The 20,750-nt window shown below is 64.9% G+C and carries 20 protein-coding genes and 4 tRNA genes; 23 read left to right on the top strand and 1 reads right to left on the bottom strand.

Annotation, left to right across the window (positions count from 1 at the left end; translation table 11 throughout):
• Positions 1-2: 2 nt before the first annotated feature.
• Positions 3-341, bottom strand: a complete 339-nt coding sequence (locus LJ725_RS00600) for a P-II family nitrogen regulator (RefSeq protein WP_068191833.1) — start codon at positions 339-341, stop codon at positions 3-5.
• A 200-nt stretch (positions 342-541) separates the two neighbouring features.
• On the opposite strand from LJ725_RS00600, the gene LJ725_RS00605 reads away from it, so the two are divergent.
• The 23 genes from LJ725_RS00605 (at position 542) to nuoI (ending at position 20,735) form a co-directional block, all read left to right on the top strand.
• Positions 542-1,705, top strand: coding sequence for an aminotransferase (locus tag LJ725_RS00605; RefSeq protein WP_230548685.1), 1,164 nt, complete (start codon positions 542-544; stop codon positions 1,703-1,705).
• A 155-nt stretch (positions 1,706-1,860) separates the two neighbouring features.
• Entirely contained in the window at positions 1,861-2,514 is a 654-nt protein-coding gene (locus LJ725_RS00610) for a TetR/AcrR family transcriptional regulator (protein WP_230548686.1), read from the top strand.
• 3 nt (positions 2,515-2,517) lie between these two features.
• Positions 2,518-3,153: a TetR/AcrR family transcriptional regulator gene (locus LJ725_RS00615; RefSeq protein ID WP_230548687.1), complete on the top strand. Its 636-nt coding sequence runs from the start codon at positions 2,518-2,520 to the stop codon at positions 3,151-3,153.
• A gap of 131 nt (positions 3,154-3,284) precedes the next feature.
• Positions 3,285-3,779: a hypothetical protein gene (locus LJ725_RS00620; protein ID WP_230548688.1), complete on the top strand. Its 495-nt coding sequence runs from the start codon at positions 3,285-3,287 to the stop codon at positions 3,777-3,779.
• A 56-nt stretch (positions 3,780-3,835) separates the two neighbouring features.
• Positions 3,836-3,912, top strand: a tRNA-His gene (locus LJ725_RS00625).
• Between the two features lie 83 nt (positions 3,913-3,995).
• Positions 3,996-5,438 (top strand): NAD(P)H-hydrate dehydratase, encoded by a 1,443-nt coding sequence (locus LJ725_RS00630; protein WP_329958342.1) that lies wholly within the window; start codon positions 3,996-3,998, stop codon positions 5,436-5,438.
• Positions 5,439-5,526: 88 nt separating this feature from the next.
• Positions 5,527-5,611 (top strand) — tRNA-Leu (locus LJ725_RS00635).
• A gap of 18 nt (positions 5,612-5,629) precedes the next feature.
• Positions 5,630-6,979 (top strand): trigger factor, encoded by a 1,350-nt coding sequence (gene tig, locus LJ725_RS00640; RefSeq protein WP_230548690.1) that lies wholly within the window; start codon positions 5,630-5,632, stop codon positions 6,977-6,979.
• A 77-nt stretch (positions 6,980-7,056) separates the two neighbouring features.
• The gene (locus LJ725_RS00645; RefSeq protein ID WP_230548691.1) at positions 7,057-7,707 is read left to right on the top strand and encodes an ATP-dependent Clp protease proteolytic subunit; all 651 of its coding nucleotides are present in this window, start codon (positions 7,057-7,059) and stop codon (positions 7,705-7,707) included.
• Positions 7,708-7,851: 144 nt separating this feature from the next.
• Entirely contained in the window at positions 7,852-9,123 is a 1,272-nt protein-coding gene (gene clpX / locus LJ725_RS00650; protein ID WP_068198887.1) for an ATP-dependent Clp protease ATP-binding subunit ClpX, read from the top strand.
• Between the two features lie 174 nt (positions 9,124-9,297).
• The gene (gene lon, locus LJ725_RS00655) at positions 9,298-11,697 is read left to right on the top strand and encodes an endopeptidase La (RefSeq protein WP_230548692.1); all 2,400 of its coding nucleotides are present in this window, start codon (positions 9,298-9,300) and stop codon (positions 11,695-11,697) included.
• 175 nt (positions 11,698-11,872) lie between these two features.
• Positions 11,873-12,145: an HU family DNA-binding protein gene (locus LJ725_RS00660; protein WP_230548693.1), complete on the top strand. Its 273-nt coding sequence runs from the start codon at positions 11,873-11,875 to the stop codon at positions 12,143-12,145.
• Positions 12,146-12,191: 46 nt separating this feature from the next.
• A tRNA-Val gene (locus LJ725_RS00665) sits at positions 12,192-12,266 on the top strand.
• A 140-nt stretch (positions 12,267-12,406) separates the two neighbouring features.
• A tRNA-Asp gene (locus tag LJ725_RS00670) sits at positions 12,407-12,483 on the top strand.
• A 45-nt stretch (positions 12,484-12,528) separates the two neighbouring features.
• Positions 12,529-12,894, top strand: a complete 366-nt coding sequence (locus tag LJ725_RS00675) for an NADH-quinone oxidoreductase subunit A (protein WP_068198877.1) — start codon at positions 12,529-12,531, stop codon at positions 12,892-12,894.
• Positions 12,885-13,418: a NuoB/complex I 20 kDa subunit family protein gene (locus tag LJ725_RS00680; protein WP_408015711.1), complete on the top strand. Its 534-nt coding sequence runs from the start codon at positions 12,885-12,887 to the stop codon at positions 13,416-13,418. Before LJ725_RS00675 ends, LJ725_RS00680 begins: the two co-directional genes overlap by 10 nt.
• Positions 13,418-14,059 (top strand): NADH-quinone oxidoreductase subunit C, encoded by a 642-nt coding sequence (locus LJ725_RS00685; protein WP_230548694.1) that lies wholly within the window; start codon positions 13,418-13,420, stop codon positions 14,057-14,059. The genes LJ725_RS00680 and LJ725_RS00685 overlap by 1 nt, the downstream gene beginning before the upstream one ends.
• A 1-nt stretch (position 14,060) precedes the next feature.
• Positions 14,061-15,245 (top strand): NADH-quinone oxidoreductase subunit D, encoded by a 1,185-nt coding sequence (locus tag LJ725_RS00690; protein ID WP_230548695.1) that lies wholly within the window; start codon positions 14,061-14,063, stop codon positions 15,243-15,245.
• Positions 15,246-15,257: 12 nt separating this feature from the next.
• Positions 15,258-15,839, top strand: coding sequence for a complex I 24 kDa subunit family protein (locus tag LJ725_RS00695; protein WP_230548696.1), 582 nt, complete (start codon positions 15,258-15,260; stop codon positions 15,837-15,839).
• A gap of 4 nt (positions 15,840-15,843) precedes the next feature.
• Positions 15,844-17,127: an NADH-quinone oxidoreductase subunit NuoF gene (gene nuoF, locus LJ725_RS00700; protein WP_230548697.1), complete on the top strand. Its 1,284-nt coding sequence runs from the start codon at positions 15,844-15,846 to the stop codon at positions 17,125-17,127.
• A gap of 15 nt (positions 17,128-17,142) precedes the next feature.
• Complete coding sequence (nuoG, locus tag LJ725_RS00705) at positions 17,143-19,191, top strand: NADH-quinone oxidoreductase subunit NuoG (RefSeq protein ID WP_230548698.1); 2,049 nt, start codon at positions 17,143-17,145, stop codon at positions 19,189-19,191.
• Between the two features lie 16 nt (positions 19,192-19,207).
• Complete coding sequence (gene nuoH, locus LJ725_RS00710) at positions 19,208-20,233, top strand: NADH-quinone oxidoreductase subunit NuoH (RefSeq protein ID WP_230549679.1); 1,026 nt, start codon at positions 19,208-19,210, stop codon at positions 20,231-20,233.
• A gap of 13 nt (positions 20,234-20,246) precedes the next feature.
• Positions 20,247-20,735 carry an NADH-quinone oxidoreductase subunit NuoI gene (gene nuoI / locus LJ725_RS00715; protein WP_230548699.1) on the top strand — a complete coding sequence of 163 codons (489 nt, stop codon included), beginning with the start codon at positions 20,247-20,249 and terminating at the stop codon, positions 20,733-20,735.
• Positions 20,736-20,750: the final 15 nt, after the last annotated feature.

Consider the following 20,750-nt stretch of genomic DNA (forward strand, 5'->3'; position numbering starts at 1 on the left):
CCTCATACGGCGGCGTCACCACGCTCACCAGTACGAATTCGGATCGCGTCGTCGATGCTCGACACGAAAATCTTGCCGTCGCCGATGCGACCGGTGTGCGCCGAGCTGCGGATCGCCTCGACGGCCTTCTCGACCATCTCGTCCTCGATGACGAGTTCGAGTTTCACCTTCGGAAGGAAGTCCACGACATACTCGGCGCCGCGATACAGTTCGGTATGGCCCTTCTGCCGGCCGAAGCCCTTGGCCTCGAGAACCGTGATGCCTTTGAGGCCGATCTGGTTGAGGGCGTCCTTCACCTCATCGAGCTTGAAGGGCTTGATGATCGCTTCGATCTTCTTCATGTGGCTAAAGACACTCCGCACACAGGCACCGGGCCCTCCCGGTTGGGACAGCCCGTATGACAGACAGCTAAGCATACTTCATGCCAATATTTTCCACAGGTCCACGCGGGAAATATTGCTTCGGACTGACTGTTTAGAAGGCGATACGCCCAATAATCCGGCAACAAATTGATCCGAAAATAGGCAAAAGAGAAACTCCCATGAAACCCGCAAACTCGACCATGACCGCCCTCGGGACGACGGTGTTCGAAGTCATGTCGGCGCTCGCGCGTGAGCACAAGTCGGTCAACCTCGGCCAGGGCTTCCCCGACGACAAGGGACCGGAGGAGGTGAGGGCTGCGGCGGCCGACTTTCTGCTGAACGGCCATAACCAGTATCCGCCGATGATGGGCATTCCCGAATTGCGTCAGGCCGTGGCCGAGCACGCGAAGCGGTTCCAGGGCCTCGACATCGACTGGCAGAGCGAGGTCCTCGTCACCTCGGGTGCCACCGAAGCGCTGGGAGACTGCCTGTTCGGCCTGATCGAACCGGGCGACGAGGTGGTTCTCATCGAGCCGCTCTACGATTCCTATCTCCCCATGGTGCGGCGGGCGGGGGGCGTGCCGAAGCTGGTCCGGCTGGAACCGCCGCACTGGCGTCTGCCCCGGGAGCAACTGGCTGCCGCCTTCGGACCGAAGACCAAGCTGATCCTGTTCAACACGCCCATGAACCCGTGTTCGAAGGTTTTCGATCGGGAGGAACTGTCCTTCATCGCCGGCCTTTGCCAACAGCACGATGTCTATGCGATCTGCGACGAGGTCTACGAGCACATCATCTTCGACGACCGGCGCCACATCTCGATGATGACCCTGCCGGGCATGCGCGACCGGACGGTGCGCATCGGCTCCGCAGGCAAGAGCTTCAGCCTCACGGGCTGGAAGGTCGGGTACGTCACGGCTGCGCCGGAGCTGATGAAGGCGATCGCCAAGACCCATCAGTTCATGACGTTCACGACGCCGCCCAATCTGCAGTGGGGCGCGGCGACGGGGCTACGGCTGGGCGATGGGTACTTTTCCAACCTGGCCGCCGACATGCAGCGCAAGCGCGACCGCCTGGCGACCGCTCTGGCGGAGATCGGGTTCGACGTCTTGCCGGCCCACGGTACCTACTTCGTCACGGCCGACTTCCGTCCCCTCGGCTTCAACGGGACGGACGAGGAGTTCTGCCGGCACATCACGGTGGAGGCCGGCGTCACCGCGGTGCCGGTGAGCGCCTTCTATCAGTCGCAGGAAGCGCCGCGCTATTTCGCCCGGTTCTGCTTCTGCAAGGACGACAGCACACTCGACAGCGCGATCGCGCGGCTGCGGGCACATTTTTGCAGTTAGCCCCCTAGTATTTGCATTGCGGGAGCTATAGTCTGCAATTGGTTTGGCTTTTGCAGGGCAAGAGCAACAATGGCTAGAGTTTTCGCATTGAATATGCTTAAATATACTCATGTCTGCTCGATCGGTATGCCCAAGCATTCCGGATTGGGTTCGGAATGAGTTCTTCGGAGAGCCCCGACAGGCTCGGGCCCGCGCGCATCGACGGGCGTCGCCTGCGGAGCGAGCGTACCCGGCAGCTCATCATCGAAGCCTATCTGGCGCTCATCCGCGAGAACCCGTCGACGCCCATGCCGACGGCGCAGGAGATCGCGGCGCGGGCGGGCTATTCCGTTCGATCGGTCTTCGAGCGCTTCCCCGATCTGCATACGTTGCGCGTGGCGGCGGCGGACTATGGGCTTGCCCACGCGGCCGCTCTCGCGCCGGCGCGCGACATAGACGGCGACCGTGCCACCCGCATCAGGTCCCAGGTGGAGACGCGAGCCGGCACATGCGAGCGCGGCGTCGCACTCTGGCGGGCTCTGATCTACAACATCGACGAGAACGACGCGCTGACCGTGCGGATCAAGATCGCGCGGGAACGGACGATCGATCGCATGCGTCTCATGTACCGTCATGAACTGGCAACCCTGCCGGAATTGGAGCAGCGCAACCTTCTCATCGCGCTCGAAGCCATGACCGACATCGAGAGCTGGGCGCGCATGCGCGAAACCTACGGCCTTTCCTATGCCGAGAGTTGCGCCGTGTGGATCCGCGCGATTGATCGCGTCCTGCCGCCGACTCCCGCCAAAACCAGCTCCGGAACGGATTGAATCTTGCACGCCACGTCCCTGCCGAAGTCCGCCAAGATCGATGGTCGCCGCCTGCGCAGCGAGCGCACCAAGCAGCTGATCATCGAGGCCTATATCGCCCTGGCGGAAGAGATGTCGCCGCGAGTGCCGACCGCCGCCGAGATCGCCGAACGCGCCGGGTATTCCGTCCGGTCGATCTTCGAGCGGTTTCCGGATATCCGTGCCCTGCAGGTGGCGGCGATCGATTACTCGCTGGCGCAGATTTCCGCCCTGGGGCCGCCGCGGGGCGCCGACGGCGACCGCACGACCCGAATCATCTCCCATGTGCGCACGCGTGGGGAAACCTGCGAGCGATGGCTGCCGCTATGGCGGTCCCTGATCGTCAACCAGGGCGATTCGCCGGAGATCAAGGCCCGCATCCGGATCGCCCGCGACCGCGTGACGTCGCGCATGGAAATGATGTTCGCGCCGGAACTCGCCGCGCTGCCGGCGGAGGAACGCCAGCAGATGCTGATTGCCCTGGAGGCGCTGACCGACGTGGAGAGCTGGGCGCGAATGCGTGAGTTCTTCAGCCTGTCCTTCGACGATGCCTGCCTCGTGTGGATACAGACCATCGGCCGCCTCCTGCCGAATCCGAATGACCCATGCGCAATGACGTGACAGGCGCGGAAGGGGCCGCCGCGGCACCCGGGAGGGCGGACGGGCGCCGGCTTCGCAGTGCACGCACCCGCCAGCTGATCATCGAAGCCTACCTGGCCCTCCTCCGGGAAAGCCCGCAGATACCCACAGCTGTGTCGATCGCCCATCGCGCCGGCTATTCGGTGCGATCGATCTTCGAACGCTTCCCCGACCTTCACGCCCTGCGCGTCGCGGCAACGGACGATGCGATGATGCGTGTCTCGGCCCAGGTCGCCGGCACGCCGATGGTCGGTAACCGCGCCGAGCGGATAGGGCTGCACGTCCGGACACGAGGCCGCGTATGCGACGAATGGCTGCCGCTGTGGCGGGCCCTCAATGCCAACCAGGGCGACTCGGCCGATCTCAAGAGCCGGATCCGGCTGATTCGCGAGCTCGTGATACGACGGCTCGAGGAAGTCTATACGCCGGAACTCTCGACCCTCGGCGAAGGCGAACGCCGCCAGACCGTGCTCGCGCTGGAAGCGCTGGTCGACTTCGAGAGCTGGGCGCGCATGCGCGAGCATTTTGCCCTGTCCTTCGAGGATGCCTGCGGCGTCTGGACCCGCGCCATCGACCGGCTGCTGCCGGAAACGCCGCCTGTTTCTTGACGCTCCCGCCGCCGGAGCGTAGGAAGGCGCCGCTTCGTCGGGAGCGATCCACGATGGCGGCCGTAGCTCAGTTGGTTAGAGCGCCAGATTGTGATTCTGGATGTCGCCGGTTCAAATCCGGTCGGCCGCCCCAATCGCCCACGTTGCAAGTTTCCCATGGCTGAAAATCGCGACCTGCTTCCCCGGGATGAGCTGACGCTCCTGACCTGTGCCGAGATGTCGAAGTCGGATGGCTTTGCCATCGCAAGCGGCGTACCTGGACGCGATCTGATGGAGAGGGCGGGAAGGGCGGTGGCCATGGCGGTCATGCAGCGCCACGGGCGACGCCCCGTCGTTCTCCTGTGCGGGCCCGGCAACAACGGCGGCGACGGCTTCGTGGCGGCCCGCCATCTGCGGACGGCGGGCTGGTCCGTGCGCCTCGCCCTGTTCGGGTCCCTCGAGGCGCTGAAGGGCGATGCGGCCTGGGCGGCCAGTACCTGGACGGGCGCGGTCGAGCCGTGGTCGGCTGGCCTGCTCGACGGCGCGCCGCTGGTCGTCGATGCGATATTCGGCGCGGGCCTCAGCCGGAAGATCGACGGCGAGATCGGAACGGCTATCGACCTGGTGAACGAGCGGAAGTTGACCGTCGTCGCGGTCGATGTGCCGAGCGGCCTGCACGGCGATACCGGGGAAATCCTGGGCCGGGCTGTCGAGGCGGAAACGACCGTCACCTTCCATCGCGCCAAGCCCGGCCATTACTCCGTCGAGGGTTTGCGGCGCTGCGGCTACCTGCGGATCGTTGATATCTGCATTCCAGATGGTGCCCTCGCAACGATCGATCCGAAGACTTGGCTGAATGCGCCACCCCTGTGGACACATCTGCTCCGGCGAGGCGACATCGCGGATCACAAGTACGCCCGGGGCCATCTCACGATCCTCGCGGGCTCGCATGCGACGGGTGCGGCGCGTCTCGCGGCCCTGGCCGGCCGCCGGGTGGGCGCCGGGCTCGTTACGATCGGAGCCTTTCCCTCGACACTGACCGCCCTCCAGGCGGCTGAGCCCGGAAACCTGATCGTCGAGATCGACGACGCTGCGATGTTCGAGCGACTGCTCGGCGACGAGCGGCGCAATGCCGTCCTGATCGGTCCCGGCTCGGGTGTCACCGATCGCACGCGGGGTGCGGCGCTCGCCGCTCTGGCGGCGCGCCGCCGGGTCGTCCTCGACGCCGATGCCATTACCGTGTTCGCATCGGATCCGGACCTCCTGTTTGGCAGCATCGACGGGCCGACGGTGCTCACGCCCCATGAAGGTGAGTTCCGCAGGCTGTTTCCCGATCTCGCCGGAAAGGCGGACAAGCTCGGCCGCGCGAGGCGCGCGGCAGCGCGCAGCGGAGCGACGATCCTGCTGAAGGGACCGGACACCGTGATCGCCGCGCCGGACGGACGGGCCGTCGTGAATATTCACGCATCGCCGGCTCTCGCGACGGCCGGGTCGGGCGACGTGCTGGCGGGGCTGATCGGCGGGTTGATGGCTCAGGAGCTGACGCCGTTCGCCGCGGCCTCTGCTGCTGCCTGGCTGCACGGCGAATGTGCGCGCCTGTTCGGGCGTCCGGGGCTGATTGCCGAGGATCTGCCGGCGCTTCTGCCTCAAGCGCTGCAGTCGTTGTCGTCCTTTAATTGACCGTTCCGCGGGGTCGGGCTAAGAGGCCCGCGATTCGGCCTTCGCGGCACGCCCCGATGGCTCAGGACGTCGTTTGGGCAGGCTTCGGGCGGGCGTGGTGGAATTGGTAGACACGCGAGATTTAGGTTCTCGTGCCGCAAGGCGTGGGGGTTCAAGTCCCTCCGCCCGCACCAGGAAATGGAAGTGAGACAATGCAAGTTACGGAACTCTCGGCCGAAGGCCTGAAGCACCAGTTCAAGATCGTCGTCCCCGTCGGCGACCTGACGGCGAAGATCGATGAGCGCCTCGCCGAGATGGCTAAGACCGCGGCGCTGCCGGGCTTCCGTCCGGGCAAGGTGCCGGTCGGGCTGCTGAAGAAGCAGTACGGCCAGGCGTTGTTCGGCGAAGCGGTCGAGGCGGCCGTCAACACCAGCACCGCGAAGGCGATCGAGGATCGTGGCCTGAAGCCCGCGCTGCAGCCGCGCGTCGACCTGAAGCAGCTGGAAGAGGGCAAGGACGTCGAGTTCGAAGTCGTCGTCGAAGTGCTGCCGGAGATCGGCAAGCTCGACTTCTCGGGCATCGAGCTGGAGCGTCTCAAGGCCGAGGTGCCTGAGAAGGACATCGACGAGGCGCTGGAGCGCATCGGCAAGGCCAACCGCGAGCAGAAGCCCGTCGATCCGGCGCGTCCGGCGCAGAAGGGCGACGCCATCAAGCTCGATTTCGTGGGCTCCGTCGACGGCGTGGAGTTCCCCGGTGGCGCGGCGCAGGACTACGTTCTGGAGCTGGGCTCGGGCTCGTTCATCCCGGGCTTCGAGGACCAGCTGGTCGGCGCCGAGGTCGGCAAGCCGGTCGACGTGAAGGTGACGTTCCCGGCCGAGTACGGCGCGCCGGAACTCGCCGGCAAGGACGCCGTCTTCAAGTGCACGGTCAAGGAAGTGCTGGAGTTCGTCGACAAGCCGGTCGACGACGAACTGGCGAAGAAGAACAACTTCGAGAACCTCGAAGCCATGCGCAAGGCGGTGGGTGAGCGGATCGGCCAGGATTACACGCAGATCTCGCGCGGCATGATCAAGCGCCAGCTCCTCGACAAGCTCGCGGACACCCAGAAGTTCGCGGTGCCGGAAGGCCTCGTCGAGGGTGAGTTCAACGCCATCTGGCAGCGCATCGAGGAAGCCAAGAAGAACGGCCTGAAGATCGAGGACGACGAAGAGAAGATGCGCAAGGAGTACCGCGACATCGCCGAGCGGCGCGTCCGCCTCGGCCTGTTGCTGGCCGATGTCGGCCGCTCCAACAACATCGACGTGACGCCGGAGGAGCTCAACCAGGCGGTGATGCGCGAGGCCATGCGCTATCAGGGCCAGGAGCGTCAGGTGCTCGAGTTCTACAGCAAGAACGCCGAGATGAAGGACCAGCTCCGGGCGCCGATCTTCGAGGAGAAGACAGTCGACTTCATCCTCGAACTGGCCAAGGTGACGGAGAAGTCGGTTACCCCGGAGGAACTGCTGAAGGCCGCCCGTGAGGCCGAGCAGGAAGAAGAGGGCTCGGAGAAGGCAGCGGGCTGATCTTGTGCCGGCGGCCTTGAACAGGACCGCCGGCGCTGCCACTTTCTGGAGCAACGTTACGCAAGGGGGCCACCGCGATGATTCGCGACCGCGATCCGCTGGAAGTTCACAACAACTACTACGTCCCGATGGTGGTCGAGCAATCGGCGCGCGGAGAACGCGGCTACGACATCTGGTCGAGGCTGCTGAAGGAAAGGATCATCTTCCTGAATGGTCCGGTTGAGGACCATGTGGCGGGCGTGCTCTGCGCACAGCTGCTTTACCTCGAGGCCGAGAACCCCACCAAGGACATCTCGTTCTACATCAACTCGCCCGGTGGCGTGGTGACGTCCGGCATGGCGATCTACGACACCATGCGCTACATCCGGCCGCACATCTCGACCCTGGTCTATGGCCAGGCTGCGTCGATGGGTTCGCTGCTGCTGACGGCGGGCGAGAAGGGCAAGCGCTTCGCGCTCCCGAACGCCCGGATCATGATCCACCAGCCCTCCGGCGGTGCCCAGGGCCAGGCCACGGACATCGAGATCCACGCGCGGGAGATCCTTGCGACCCGCTCGCGCCTGAACCAGATGTACGTCGAACATACCGGCAAGCCGATCGAGGTGATCGAGCAGGCCATGGAGCGCGACAAGTTCTTCGCACCCCTGGAAGCCAAGGAATTCGGCCTTATCGACGACGTGCTCGAGAAGCGGCCGACCCCGACCACCATTCAGGCTGCTGCCTCCTAGGCGGCAAAAGCGACCAATTGTTTCCCGTTCGCACGGCGGCACACCATATTTTGATGTTGTCGCCGTCCGGGCGGCACGTTTAACATAGGCTTGTGTGCGGGCCCGCAGGTCGTAGGGCCCCCCAAGCGGAGGTGCGTTACAGACATGCCAGCCGCCAAGTCCGGGGGTGATTCCCGCAACACCCTGTATTGCAGCTTCTGCGGCAAGAGCCAGCATGAAGTCCGCAAGCTCATTGCCGGTCCGACCGTCTTCATCTGCGATGAATGCGTCGAACTCTGCATGGACATCATCAGGGAAGAGAGCAAGACCACCCTGGTCAAATCCAAGGACGGGGTGCCGTCTCCCAAGGAGATCCGCCAGATCCTGGATGACTACGTCATCGGTCAGGACCGGGCGAAGCGCATCCTCGCCGTCGCCGTGCACAACCACTACAAGCGGTTGAGCCATGGCGGGAAGGCCAACGAAGTCGAGATCGCCAAGTCCAACATCATGCTGATCGGCCCCACGGGCTGCGGCAAGACCCTGCTGGCCCAGACGCTGGCCCGCATGCTGGACGTGCCGTTCACGATGGCGGATGCCACGACGCTGACCGAAGCCGGTTACGTCGGCGAGGATGTCGAGAACATCATCCTCAAGCTGCTGCAGGCCGCCGATTACAACGTCGAACGCGCCCAGCGCGGCATCGTCTATATCGACGAGGTCGACAAGATCAGCCGCAAGTCCGACAATCCGTCGATCACGCGCGACGTATCGGGCGAGGGCGTCCAGCAGGCGCTGCTCAAGATCATGGAAGGCACCGTCGCCTCCGTGCCGCCGCAGGGCGGGCGCAAGCATCCTCAGCAGGAGTTCCTGCAGGTCGACACGACCAACATCCTGTTCATCTGCGGCGGCGCCTTCGCGGGCCTCGACAAGATCATCTCGATGCGCCGCCAGGGCACGTCGATCGGGTTCGGCGCCGAGGTGCGCGGACCCGAGGATCGCCGCACCGGTGAAATCCTGAAGGACCTCGAGCCTGAGGACCTGCTGCGCTACGGGCTGATCCCCGAGTTCGTCGGCCGCCTGCCGGTTGTCGCCACGCTCGACGATCTCGACGAGGTCGCGCTGATCGAGATCCTGACGCGCCCGAAGAACGCGCTGCTCAAGCAATACCAGCGTCTCTTCGACATGGAGAACGTGAAGCTCAAGTTCTCCGACGATGCCCTGCGCGCGGTCTCTCAGAAGGCGATCCAGCGCAAGACCGGCGCCCGCGGGCTCCGCTCCATCATGGAGACCGTGCTGCTCGACACCATGTACGATCTGCCGTCGCTCGACGGGGTCGAGGAAGTGGTGATCAACCGGGAAGTCATCGAGGGTCGCGCCCAGCCGTTGTACGTGCATGGTGAGCGCAAAGAAGGCGTCGCCGCTGCTCCGGCCTGAGTTTTGCTGCGTCGGCGACAACCGTCGCCGGCGGTCTTCCCGACGGGTCTTGAACAACCCTCTGTTCAGGCCAATCTCTGACATCGAGTGCGCGCGTTCGCGCGCCGAGGATCGCCCGCAGGGGATCCCCGGCCAAGGCGCGGGTAGCTCTAACAGCGTACGTTGCGAGGCATCATGAACGCCCCCACTCAAGGAACCGTCTACCCCGTCCTGCCGCTGCGCGACATCGTCGTGTTCCCCGGCATGATCGTCCCCCTCTTCGTCGGTCGCGAAAAGAGCGTCAAGGCGCTCGAAGAGGTGATGAAGGACGACAAGCAGATCCTGCTGATCGCCCAGAAGAACGCCAGCCAGGACGATCCCGGCCCCGAGGACATCTACACGATCGGAACGCTCGGCACCGTCCTGCAGCTGCTGAAGCTGCCCGACGACACCGTGAAGGTGCTGGTCGAGGGTGGCCGCCGCGTGAAGATCACGGGCTACAACGACCGTCCGGACTTCTTCGAGGCGCAGGCGATCGACATGGAAGAGTCGCCCGGCGACAGCGCCGAGCTGCAGGCGGCCGCGCGCACCGTGGTCTCTGAATTCGAGAACTACGTGAAGCTGAACAAGAAGGTGCCGCCGGAGGTCGTCGTCTCGATCAACAAGATCGAGGAGCCGGCCAAGCTCGCCGACACCATCTCCGCACATCTCGCCCTCAAGGTTGCCGAGAAGCAGCAGCTTCTGGAACTCGATTCCGTGTCGAAGCGGCTGGAGCGGATCCTCGGCCTGATGGAAGGCGAGATCGGCGTCCTGCAGGTCGAGAAGAAGATTCGCAACCGCGTGAAGCGTCAGATGGAGAAGACGCAGCGCGAGTACTATCTGAACGAGCAGATGAAGGCGATCCAGAAGGAGCTTGGCGAGACCGAGGACGGTCGCGACGAGATCTCCGAACTGGAGAAGCGCATCAAGAAGACGCGCCTCAGCAAGGAGGCGAAGGAGAAGGCCAACGCCGAGCTGAAGAAGCTCCGGACGATGAGCCCGATGTCGGCCGAGGCGACGGTGGTGCGCAACTATCTCGACTGGCTGCTGTCGATTCCGTGGCGCAAGCCCACCAAGATCATCAAGGACCTGAAGTACGCCGAGGACATTCTCAACGCCGATCATCACGGCCTCGAGAAGGTGAAGGAGCGCATCCTCGAGTATCTCGCGGTCCAGCAGCGCGTCGACAAGATGAAGGGCCCGATCCTGTGCCTGGTCGGCCCGCCGGGCGTCGGCAAGACCTCGCTCGGCAAGTCGATCGCGAAGGCGACGGGCCGCAACTTCGTGCGCATGTCGCTGGGCGGCGTGCGCGACGAAGCGGAGATCCGCGGCCATCGCCGGACCTACATCGGCTCGCTGCCGGGCAAGGTCATCCAGTCGATGAAGAAGGCGAAGTCGTCGAACCCGCTGTTCCTGCTCGACGAGATCGACAAGCTCGGCGCGGACTTCCGCGGCGATCCGTCGTCGGCACTGCTCGAGGTCCTCGACCCCGAGCAGAACACGACGTTCAACGATCACTATCTCGAAATCGACTACGACCTGTCGAACGTGATGTTCATCACCACGGCCAACTCGTTGCGCATGGCGCAGCCGCTGCTGGACCGCATGGAGATCATCCGTCTCGCCGGTTACACCGAGGACGAGAAGGTCGCGATCACGCGCAAGCACCTGATCCCCAAGCAGGTCGAGGCGAACGGTCTCAAGCCGAACGAAATCGAGATTCACGACGACGCGGTGCGCGACCTCGTGCGCTACTACACGCGCGAGGCGGGCGTCCGTAACCTCGAGCGCGAGATCGCCAATCTCGCGCGCAAGGCCACCAAGGAAATCCTCATGAAGGGGACGACCAAGGTGAAGATCGGCCGCAAGAACCTCGACAAGTACGCAGGCGTCCGGCGCTTTCGATTTGGCGAAGCGGAGCTCGAGGATCTGGTCGGCATCACGACGGGCCTGGCATGGACCGAGGTTGGCGGCGAATTGCTGCAGATCGAGGCGGTGCTGGTCCCGGGTAGGGGCCGCATGTCGGTCACCGGCAAGCTGGGCGACGTGATGCAGGAATCGGTGCAGGCGGCCAACGCCTATGTTCGTTCGCGGGCGCACCTGTTCGGCATCAAGTCGAACATCTTCGAGAAGCGCGACATCCACATCCACGTGCCGGAAGGCGCGACGCCGAAGGACGGCCCGTCCGCCGGCGTGGCGATGGTCACCTCGATCGTGTCGGCCCTGACCGGCATCGCGGTGCGCAAGGAAGTGGCGATGACCGGCGAGATCAGCCTGCGCGGGCGGGTCATGCCGATCGGTGGCCTGAAGGAGAAGCTCCTGGCGGCGCTGCGTGGCGGTCTCAAGACCGTGCTCATCCCGAAGGAGAACGAGCGCGACCTGCCGGAAATCCCGGACAACGTGAAGAAGGGACTGGAGATCGTCCCGGTCTCGACGGTGGACGAGGTTCTGGCCCGTGCCCTGGTCAAGCCGCTGGTCGCCATCGAATGGGTGAACGACCTCGATGCCGTGACGCCGAAGCCGGCGGAAGGCGCGGAGGCTGCCCGGGCGCACTGAGCGTCCCCGGGACGACGAACAGGCGAAGCCCCGGAGCGATCCGGGGCTTTGTCATTTTTGCGCAACCGGTACGGTCGACCTTCGGCCGCAACCACAAAATATGGTATTCCGGCGTTGACGCCGTTTTCAGCCCGCCCGTACACTTGAGAGTGTCGGACCATCCAGAGGCTCGCCCGTGAACAAGCACGATCTGATCGCCGCCGTCGCCGCTTCGACGAACCTTTCGAAAGTCGATGCTGCAAACGCCGTCGATTCGATCCTCGCGGTAATCACCAAGTCACTCAAGAAGAAGGAAAAGGTCCTGCTTGTCGGGTTCGGCACCTTCCAGGTGACCAAGCGGAAGGCGGGCGAGGGGCGCAATCCCCAGACCGGCGAGAAGATCAAGATTCCGGCGGCGATCGTGCCGCGGTTCAAGGCCAGCAAGGCCCTGAAGGACGCCATCAACTAGGCTTTTGCCTCGCGCGCCGACGGGGCGTCGTGCTACCACGCGCATCGGGCGATTAGCTCAGCGGTAGAGCATTCCCTTTACACGGGAGCGGTCGGCGGTTCGATCCCGTCATCGCCCACCAGCCCCAGTTTCGCTGGTCGTCACGTCAGAGACGGAAGACGTTGAAATATCGGGCATTTGTGCACCTTTTCGCGGGTGCAACATGCTTGACACCCAATAGGCGCTCCTATATCTCTCCGCGCGCCGTTTGGGGCTGAGAAAGCGGGCGTAGTTCAGTTGGTTAGAATGCCGGCCTGTCACGCCGGAGGTCGCGGGTTCGAGTCCCGTCGCTCGCGCCAGCCCAAACACTGGCAGCCCATAAGAACAGGGCGCAAGGGGTGGCGATGGAAGCTCTTCTGCGGGAATACCTGCCAATCCTGATCTTCCTCGGACTAGCTTTCGGGCTGGTCTGCGCCATGCTCGGCGGGTCCTACCTGATCGCCCGCCAGAACCCGAACTCCGAGAAGCTCTCGCCCTTCGAATGCGGCTTCGCGCCGTTCGACGATGCGCGTGGTCAGTTCGACGTTCGCTTCTATCTCGTCGCCATCCTCTTCATCATCTTCGACCTGGAAGTGGCGTTCCTGTTTCCGTGGGCTGTGGCTCTGGGGGACATCGGCCTCTTCGGCTTCTGGTCGATGATGCTGTTCCTCGGCGTGCTGACGGTGGGCTTCATCTACGAGTGGCGTAAGGGAGCCCTGGAATGGGAGTGATGACTCCGGCCAAACCCAACACGGCAGCCGAAGCCGCGCTGTCGCGGGCATTGAACGACGAGCTGGCCGACAAGGGTTTCGTCGTCGCCCAGCTCGACAAGCTGGTCACCTGGGCACGTACCGGGTCGATGTGGGGCCTGACTTTCGGTCTGGCCTGCTGCGGCGTCGAGATGATCCATTGCTGGATGAGCCGCTACGATCTCGACCGTTTCGGCTTCGCGCCGATGCCGAGCCCGCGCGCCGCCGACGTGATGATCGTGGCCGGCACGCTCACCAACAAGATGGCCCCGGCGTTGCGCAAGGTCTACGACCAGATGGCCGAGCCGCGCTACGTGATCTCGATGGGCTCCTGCGCCAATGGCGGCGGCTATTATCACTACAGCTACTCGGTCGTGCGCGGCTGCGATCGCATCGTCCCGGTCGACGTCTACGTCCCGGGGTGCCCGCCGACCGCCGAGGCGCTTCTCTACGGCGTGCTCCAGCTCCAGAAGAAGGTCCGTCGCACGGGCACGCTGGTGCGCTGATGAGCGAGGCCCTCAAGGAACTCGGGGACCATATCGCCCAGGCGTTGCCGGGCGTGGTGTCCAGGACGGAGATGCGTCTCGGCGAGCTGATGCTCGAGGCGTCGGCGGACAAGGTGATCGCTCTGCTCACCTTCCTGCGCGACGATCAGAAGTGTCTGTTCAAGCAGCTGATCGACATCTGCGGTGTCGATTGGCCCGAGCGCGAGAAGCGCTTCGACGTCGTCTACAACCTGCTCAGCCTCAAGAACAACCAGCGCATCCGCGTGAAGGTTGCGACCGACGAGACGACGCCGGTGCCGTCGGCCGCGCCGGTGTTCAGCTCGGCCGGCTGGTTCGAGCGCGAGACCTACGATCTCTACGGGGTCTGGTTCTCCGATCATCCAGACCTCCGCCGTATCCTCACCGACTACGGTTTCGAGGGTCATCCGCTGCGCAAAGACTTTCCGCTGACCGGCTTCGTCGAGCTGCGCTGGGATGACGTGCAGAAGCGCGTGGTCTACGAGCCCGTGAAGCTCGCCCAGGAATTCCGCCGCTTCGACTTCCTGAGCCCGTGGGAAGGCGCCCCGCAGGTCCTGCCCGGCGACGAGAAGGCACAGGAGAAGGCCGCTGCGCCTGCTCCCGCACCGGCGAAGGCGAACTGACATGTCCGACGTCGAAATCAAGACACTGACCATGAATTTCGGGCCGCAGCATCCTGCGGCTCACGGCGTGCTGCGCCTCGTGGTCGAGATGGACGGCGAAATCGTCGAGCGCTGCGACCCGCATATCGGCCTGCTGCATCGCGGCACCGAGAAGCTGATCGAGTACAAGAGCTACCTGCAGGCGGTGCCGTACTTCGACCGGCTCGACTACGTGTCGCCGATGAACCAGGAGCACGCCTACGCGCTGGCAGTGGAGAAGCTGCTGGGCATCCAGGCGCCGGAGCGGGGCCAGTACATCCGCGTGCTGTTCTCCGAGATCACGCGCATCCTGAACCATCTGCTGAACGTCACGACCTTCGCCATGGACGTCGGCGCGCTGACGCCGCCGCTGTGGGGCTTCGAGCAGCGCGAGCTGCTGATGGAGTACTACGAGCAGGTGAGCGGCTCGCGCATGCACGCAGCCTACTTCCGGCCGGGCGGCGTCCATCAGGACCTGCCGGACGGCATGCTCGATTCGATGGATGGCTGGCTGAAGCAGTTCTATCCGTTCATGAAGGACATCGAGTACCTGCTGAACGAGAATCGCATTTTCCGCCAGCGTACCGTCGACATCGGCGTCGTGTCTGCGGAGCAGGCGCTGGACTGGGGTTTCTCGGGGCCGCTGATCCGCGCCTCGGGTCTTGCCTGGGATCTGCGCAAGTCGCAGCCCTACGACGTCTACGACCGCATGGACTTCGACATCCCTGTCGGCAAGACCGGCGACTGCTTCGCGCGCTACCTCGTGCGCATCGAGGAGATGTACCAGAGCGCGCGCATCATGGAGCAGTGCGTCAAGGCACTGCGCACGGTGGGCGGTCCGGTGCGCGTCGACGATCGCAAGATCTCGCCGCCGCGCCGGGGCGAGATGAAGGGCTCGATGGAGGCCCTGATCCATCATTTCAAGCTCTACACCGAGGGCTACAAGGTGCCGGCGGGCGAGACCTACACGGCGGTCGAGGCACCCAAGGGCGAATTCGGCGTCTATCTCGTGTCCGATGGCACCAACAAGCCGTACCGCTGCAAGATCCGCGCTCCCGGGTTCCCGCACCTGCAGGCGCTCGACATGATGACCAAGGGCCACCAGCTCGCCGACATGTCGGCGAACATTGGCTCGCTCGACATCGTGTTCGGCGAGATCGACCGCTAGGAGACCGAAGCGATGGCGATGATCACCGCCGACCCCAAGGACGTCCCCCAGGTCGCACACTTTTCCTTCACGCCGGAGTATATGGCGAAGGTCGAGGAGCAGATCGCGCACTATCCGCCGGGCCGACAGGCCAGCGCGGTGATTGCGGTGCTCGACCTGGCGCAGCGTCAGCACGGCTGGCTGCCGCGCGCCGCGATGAACGAGGTGGCGCGCATCCTCGATATGGCGCCGATTCGCGTCTACGAGGTCGCGACCTTCTATACGATGTTCCAGCTGCGCCCGAAGGGTAAGTACCTGCTGCAGGTCTGCACCACGACGCCTTGCTGGCTGCGCGGCTCGGACGCGGTGATGAAGGCCTGCCAGCACGCCGCCGACGGCGAGCTTTTCAGCGTGCAGGAGGTCGAGTGCCTCGGCGGTTGTGTCAACGCGCCGGTCGTGCAGATCAATGACGATTTCTACGAGGACCTCGACGAGGCCTCGATGAACAAGGTGCTCGACGCGTTCCGGCGCGGTGAGACGCCGAAGCCCGGGCCGCAGGTGGACCGCCAGACCTCGGCGCCCGAAGGCGGCCTGACGACCCTGAAGGGCGAGTAGAGCGATGCTGAGCGACAAGGACCGCATCTTCACCAACATCTACGGCGTCCACGACTGGCGCCTGGCCGGCGCGCGGGCGCGCGGCGCCTGGGACAACACCAAGGCGATCCTCGACAAGGGCGTCGACTGGATCATCGACGAGATGAAGAAGTCCGGCCTGCGCGGCCGCGGCGGCGCCGGTTTCCCGACCGGCATGAAGTGGTCCTTCATGCCCAAGGAAGTGAAGGATCGTCCGCACTATCTCGTGGTGAACGCCGACGAGTCGGAGCCGGGCACCTGCAAGGATCGCGACATCATGCGCCACGATCCGCACCTGCTGATCGAGGGCTGCCTGGTCGCTGGCTTCGCGATGCGCGCCCATGCCGGCTACATCTACGTGCGCGGCGAGTTCTACAACGAGGCCCAGCACCTGATCGCCGCCATCAAGGAAGCCTACGATGCGGGCCTGCTCGGCAAGAACGCCTGCGGCTCGGGCTGGGATTTCGATCTCTACGTCCATCGCGGCGCCGGGGCCTACATCTGCGGCGAGGAGACTGCGCTGCTCGAGAGCCTCGAGGGCAAGAAGGGCATGCCGCGGTTGAAGCCGCCATTCCCGGCCGGCGCCGGCCTCTACGGCTGCCCGACCACCGTCAACAATGTCGAATCGATCGCCGTCGCCCCGACCATCCTGCGCCGCGGAGCGGCCTGGTTCGCGGGCATCGGCCGTCCGAACAACACCGGCACCAAGCTCTTCTGCATTTCCGGCCACGTGAACAGGCCGTGTAACGTGGAAGAGGAGATGGGCATTCCCCTGCGCGAGCTGATCGAGCGCCATTGCGGTGGCGTGCGCGGCGGCTGGGACAATCTGCTGGCGGTGATCCCGGGCGGCGCCTCGGTGCCGCTGCTGCCGAAGTCGATCTGCGACAACCAGCTGATGGATTTCGACTCTCTGCGTGACCAGAAGTCGGGCCTGGGCACGGCGGCGGTCATCGTCATGGACAAGTCGACCGATGTCGTGAAGGCGATCGCGCGGCTGAGCTACTTCTACAAGCACGAAAGCTGCGGCCAGTGCACGCCGTGCCGCGAGGGCACCGGCTGGATGTGGCGCGTGATGGAACGCATGGTGACGGGCAATGCGCGCATCGAAGAGATCGACGCGCTCGAGGACGTCACCAAGCAGGTGGAGGGCCACACGATCTGCGCGCTGGGCGATGCGGCAGCCTGGCCGATCCAGGGATTGATCCGGCATTTCCGCCCCGAGATGGAGCGCCGCATCCGCGCGCGCACCGAAAAACTGGCGGCCGAGTAGGGCGGGGAGCAGTCAATGCCCAAGGTCAAGATCGACGGCGTCGAACTGGAGGTGCCGGCCGGCATCACCGTGCTGCAGGCCTGCGAGCTCGCCGGCCTCGAGATTCCGCGCTTCTGCTATCACGACCGCCTGTCCATCGCCGGCAACTGCCGCATGTGCCTGGTCGAGGTGAAGCCGGGCCCGCCGAAGCCGCAGGCGAGCTGTGCGCTTCCCGTGGCCGACAAGCAGGAGATCTTCACCCAGACGCCGACCGTGCAGAAGGCACGCAAGGGCGTGATGGAATTCCTGCTGATCAACCATCCGCTCGACTGCCCGATCTGCGACCAGGGTGGCGAGTGCGACCTGCAGGACCAGGCGATGGCCTACGGTTTCGACCGCAGCCGCTATCACGAGAACAAGCGTGCGGTGCCCGACAAGGAGCTGGGTCCGCTGGTCAAGACCTCGATGAACCGCTGCATCCATTGCACGCGCTGCATCCGCTTCGCGACCGAGGTCGCGGGCGTCGAGCAGCTGGGCGCGACGGGCCGCGGCGAGAGCATGGAAGTCACGACCTATGTCGAGCAGGCCCTCGCGACCGAGCTGTCCGGCAACCTGGTCGATCTCTGCCCGGTCGGCGCGCTCACGTCGAAGCCCTATGCCTTCGAGGCGCGGTCCTGGGAACTGACCAAGACCGAGTCGGTCGACGTGCTGGACGCACTCGGCTCCAACATCCGCATCGATACCCGTGGCGCGCAGGTCATGCGCGTCCTTCCGCGGCTGAACGACGACGTGAACGAGGAGTGGATCTCCGACAAGACGCGCCACGCGATCGACGGCTTGCGTCATCAGCGGCTCGACCGCCCCTATGTCCGCAAGGGCAACAAGCTTGTCGAGGCGACCTGGGATGAGGCGTTCGGCGCCATCGCGGCCAAACTGAACGGGATGGAGGGCTCGAAGATCGCCGCCATCGCCGGCGACCAGTGCGACGCCGAATCGATGATCGCCCTCAAGGACCTGTTGACCGCGCTCGGTTCGCCGAACATCGACTGCCGCCAGGACGGCGCGAAGCTCGACGGTCCGCGCGGCAGCTATATCTTCAATCCGGGCGTCCGTGGCATCGACCAGGCGGACGCGATCCTGCTGGTCGGCACCAACCCGCGTGCCGAGTCGCCGGTGCTGAACGCGCGTATCCGCAAGCGCTACGTCCACGGCAACGTCGCCATCGCGAGCATCGGTCCTGCGGAAGACCTGACCTATCCGGTCGTGCGTCTCGGCGCCGGCCCCGCGACCCTGCGTGACCTGGTCGACGGAAAGCTCGATTTTGCCCAGAAACTGCAGGGCGCAAAGCACCCGCTGATCATCGTCGGCATGGGCGCGCTGTCCCGTGAGGATGGCGCTGCGGTTCTGGCCATGGCGCGCGAGCTGGCCGAAAAGCTGAACGCGGTGCGAGAGGACTGGAACGGCTTTGCGGTGCTGCACACCGCGGCGGCCCGCGTCGGCGGCCTCGACCTTGGCCTTGTGCCGGGCGAGGGCGGCCGTGACGTCGCCGGCATCCTGGAAGGTTGCCAGAAGAAGGAAATCGAGGCGGTCTTCCTGCTCGCGGCCGACGAGATCGACACGACCAAGCTCGGCAAGGCCTTCGTGATCTACCAGGGCCATCATGGCGATGCCGGTGCCCATCGCGCCGACGTGATCCTGCCGGGCGCGGCCTATACCGAGAAGCCCGGCATATACGTGAATACCGAAGGCCGCGTTCAGGTCGGCCGCCGGGCCGGCTATCCGCCGGGCGACGCCCGGGAGGACTGGGCGATCCTGCGCGCGCTGTCGGAGCGGCTTGGCAAGACCCTGCCTTACGACACGCTGCACCAGGTCCGGTCGCGCCTCGTGGCCGTCAACAAGGTCTTCGCCGCCATCGACCAGCAGGCGCCCGCCGCCTGGGGCCCGTTCGGCAAGGCCGGCGCGACCACCGACGTGCCGTTCAAGTCGGCGGTCGCGAACTTCTACATGACCTGCCCGATCAGCCGCGCCTCGAAGATCATGGCGGATTGCATGGCCTCGCGGTCGCACCTCATGGCGGCGGAGTAGGGGCATGTTCGCCGATATCCACACCTTCTTCACGACCAACTGGCTCGGCATTGCGATCCTGATCCTGCTGCAGTGCCTGGCCGTGACCGTGCCGCTGCTGCTGGCGGTCGCCTACATGACCTATGCGGACCGCAAGATCTGGGCGTCGATCCAGCTCAGGCGTGGCCCCAACGTTGTCGGCCCCTTCGGCCTGCTGCAGCCGATGGCCGACGGCCTCAAGCTGGTGCTCAAGGAGACGATCATCCCGTCGAGCGCCAACGGCATCCTGTTCGTGATCGCACCGATGATCGCCTTCATGACCGCGCTGGTCGCCTGGGCGGTCGTGCCCTTCGACAACGGCTGGGTCATCGCCGACATCAATGTGGGCATCCTCTACCTGTTCGCGATCTCCTCGCTCGGCGTCTACGGCATCATCATCGCCGGCTGGGCGTCCAATTCGAAGTACGCGTTCCTCGGCGCCCTGCGCTCGGCGGCGCAGATGGTCTCCTACGAGGTCTCCATCGGCTTCGTGCTGGTCACTGTCCTTCTGTGCGTCGGCTCGCTGAACCTCTCCAAGGTCGTTCTGGCCCAGTCGGGCTGGTTCTGGAACTGGTTCTGGCTGCCGCTGCTGCCGATGTTCGTGATCTTCTTCATCTCGGCGCTGGCCGAGACGAACCGCACGCCGTTCGACCTGCCAATGTCGGAAGCCGAGCTTGTGGCCGGTTTCCACACCGAATACTCGGCCATGACCTTCGGCCTGTTCTTCCTCGGCGAATACGCCAACATGATCCTGCTTTCGGCTCTGGGCGCGGTCCTGTTCCTGGGCGGGTGGCATTCGCCGATTCCCTATGCGCCGTTCACGCTGGTGCCCGGCGTCATCTGGTTCGCCCTCAAGATCGCCTTCCTGCTGTTCATCTTCAGCTGGACCAAGGGGACGCTGCCCCGTTACCGCTACGACCAGCTGATGCGGCTGGGCTGGAAGGTGTTCCTGCCCGTTTCGCTCGCCTGGGTCGTCCTCACCGCCGCCGTCCTGCAGTTCGGCGGCTGGCTGCCGAAGCCTTAGGAGCAATCGCCAGATGGCTTCCCTCGACCGTACCGCGCGCGCCTTTCTCCTGTCCGAGCTGGTGGCAGGCTTCGTCCTCACCTTGAAGTACATGTTCAAGCCCAAGGTGACGGTGAACTATCCCTACGAGAAGGGGCCACTCAGCCCGCGCTTCCGCGGAGAGCACGCGCTTCGCCGCTATCCAAACGGCGAGGAACGGTGCATCGCGTGCAAGCTGTGCGAGGCCATTTGCCCGGCGCAGGCGATCACCATCGAGGCCGAGCCGCGCGACGACGGCAGCCGCCGCACCACGCGCTACGACATCGACATGACGAAGTGCATCTATTGCGGCTTCTGCCAGGAGGCCTGCCCGGTCGATGCCATCGTCGAGGGTCCGAACTTCGAGTTCTCGACCGAGACGCGCGAGGAACTCATGTACAACAAGGACAAGCTGCTCGCGAACGGCGACCGCTGGGAGAGCCTGATCGCGGCCAATCTCCATTCCGACGCGGCGTATCGCTGAGCCGGGCCGGGGGAG

It is taken from the genome of Reyranella aquatilis (assembly GCF_020880995.1).
Taxonomy (GTDB): Bacteria; Pseudomonadota; Alphaproteobacteria; order Reyranellales; family Reyranellaceae; genus Reyranella; species Reyranella aquatilis.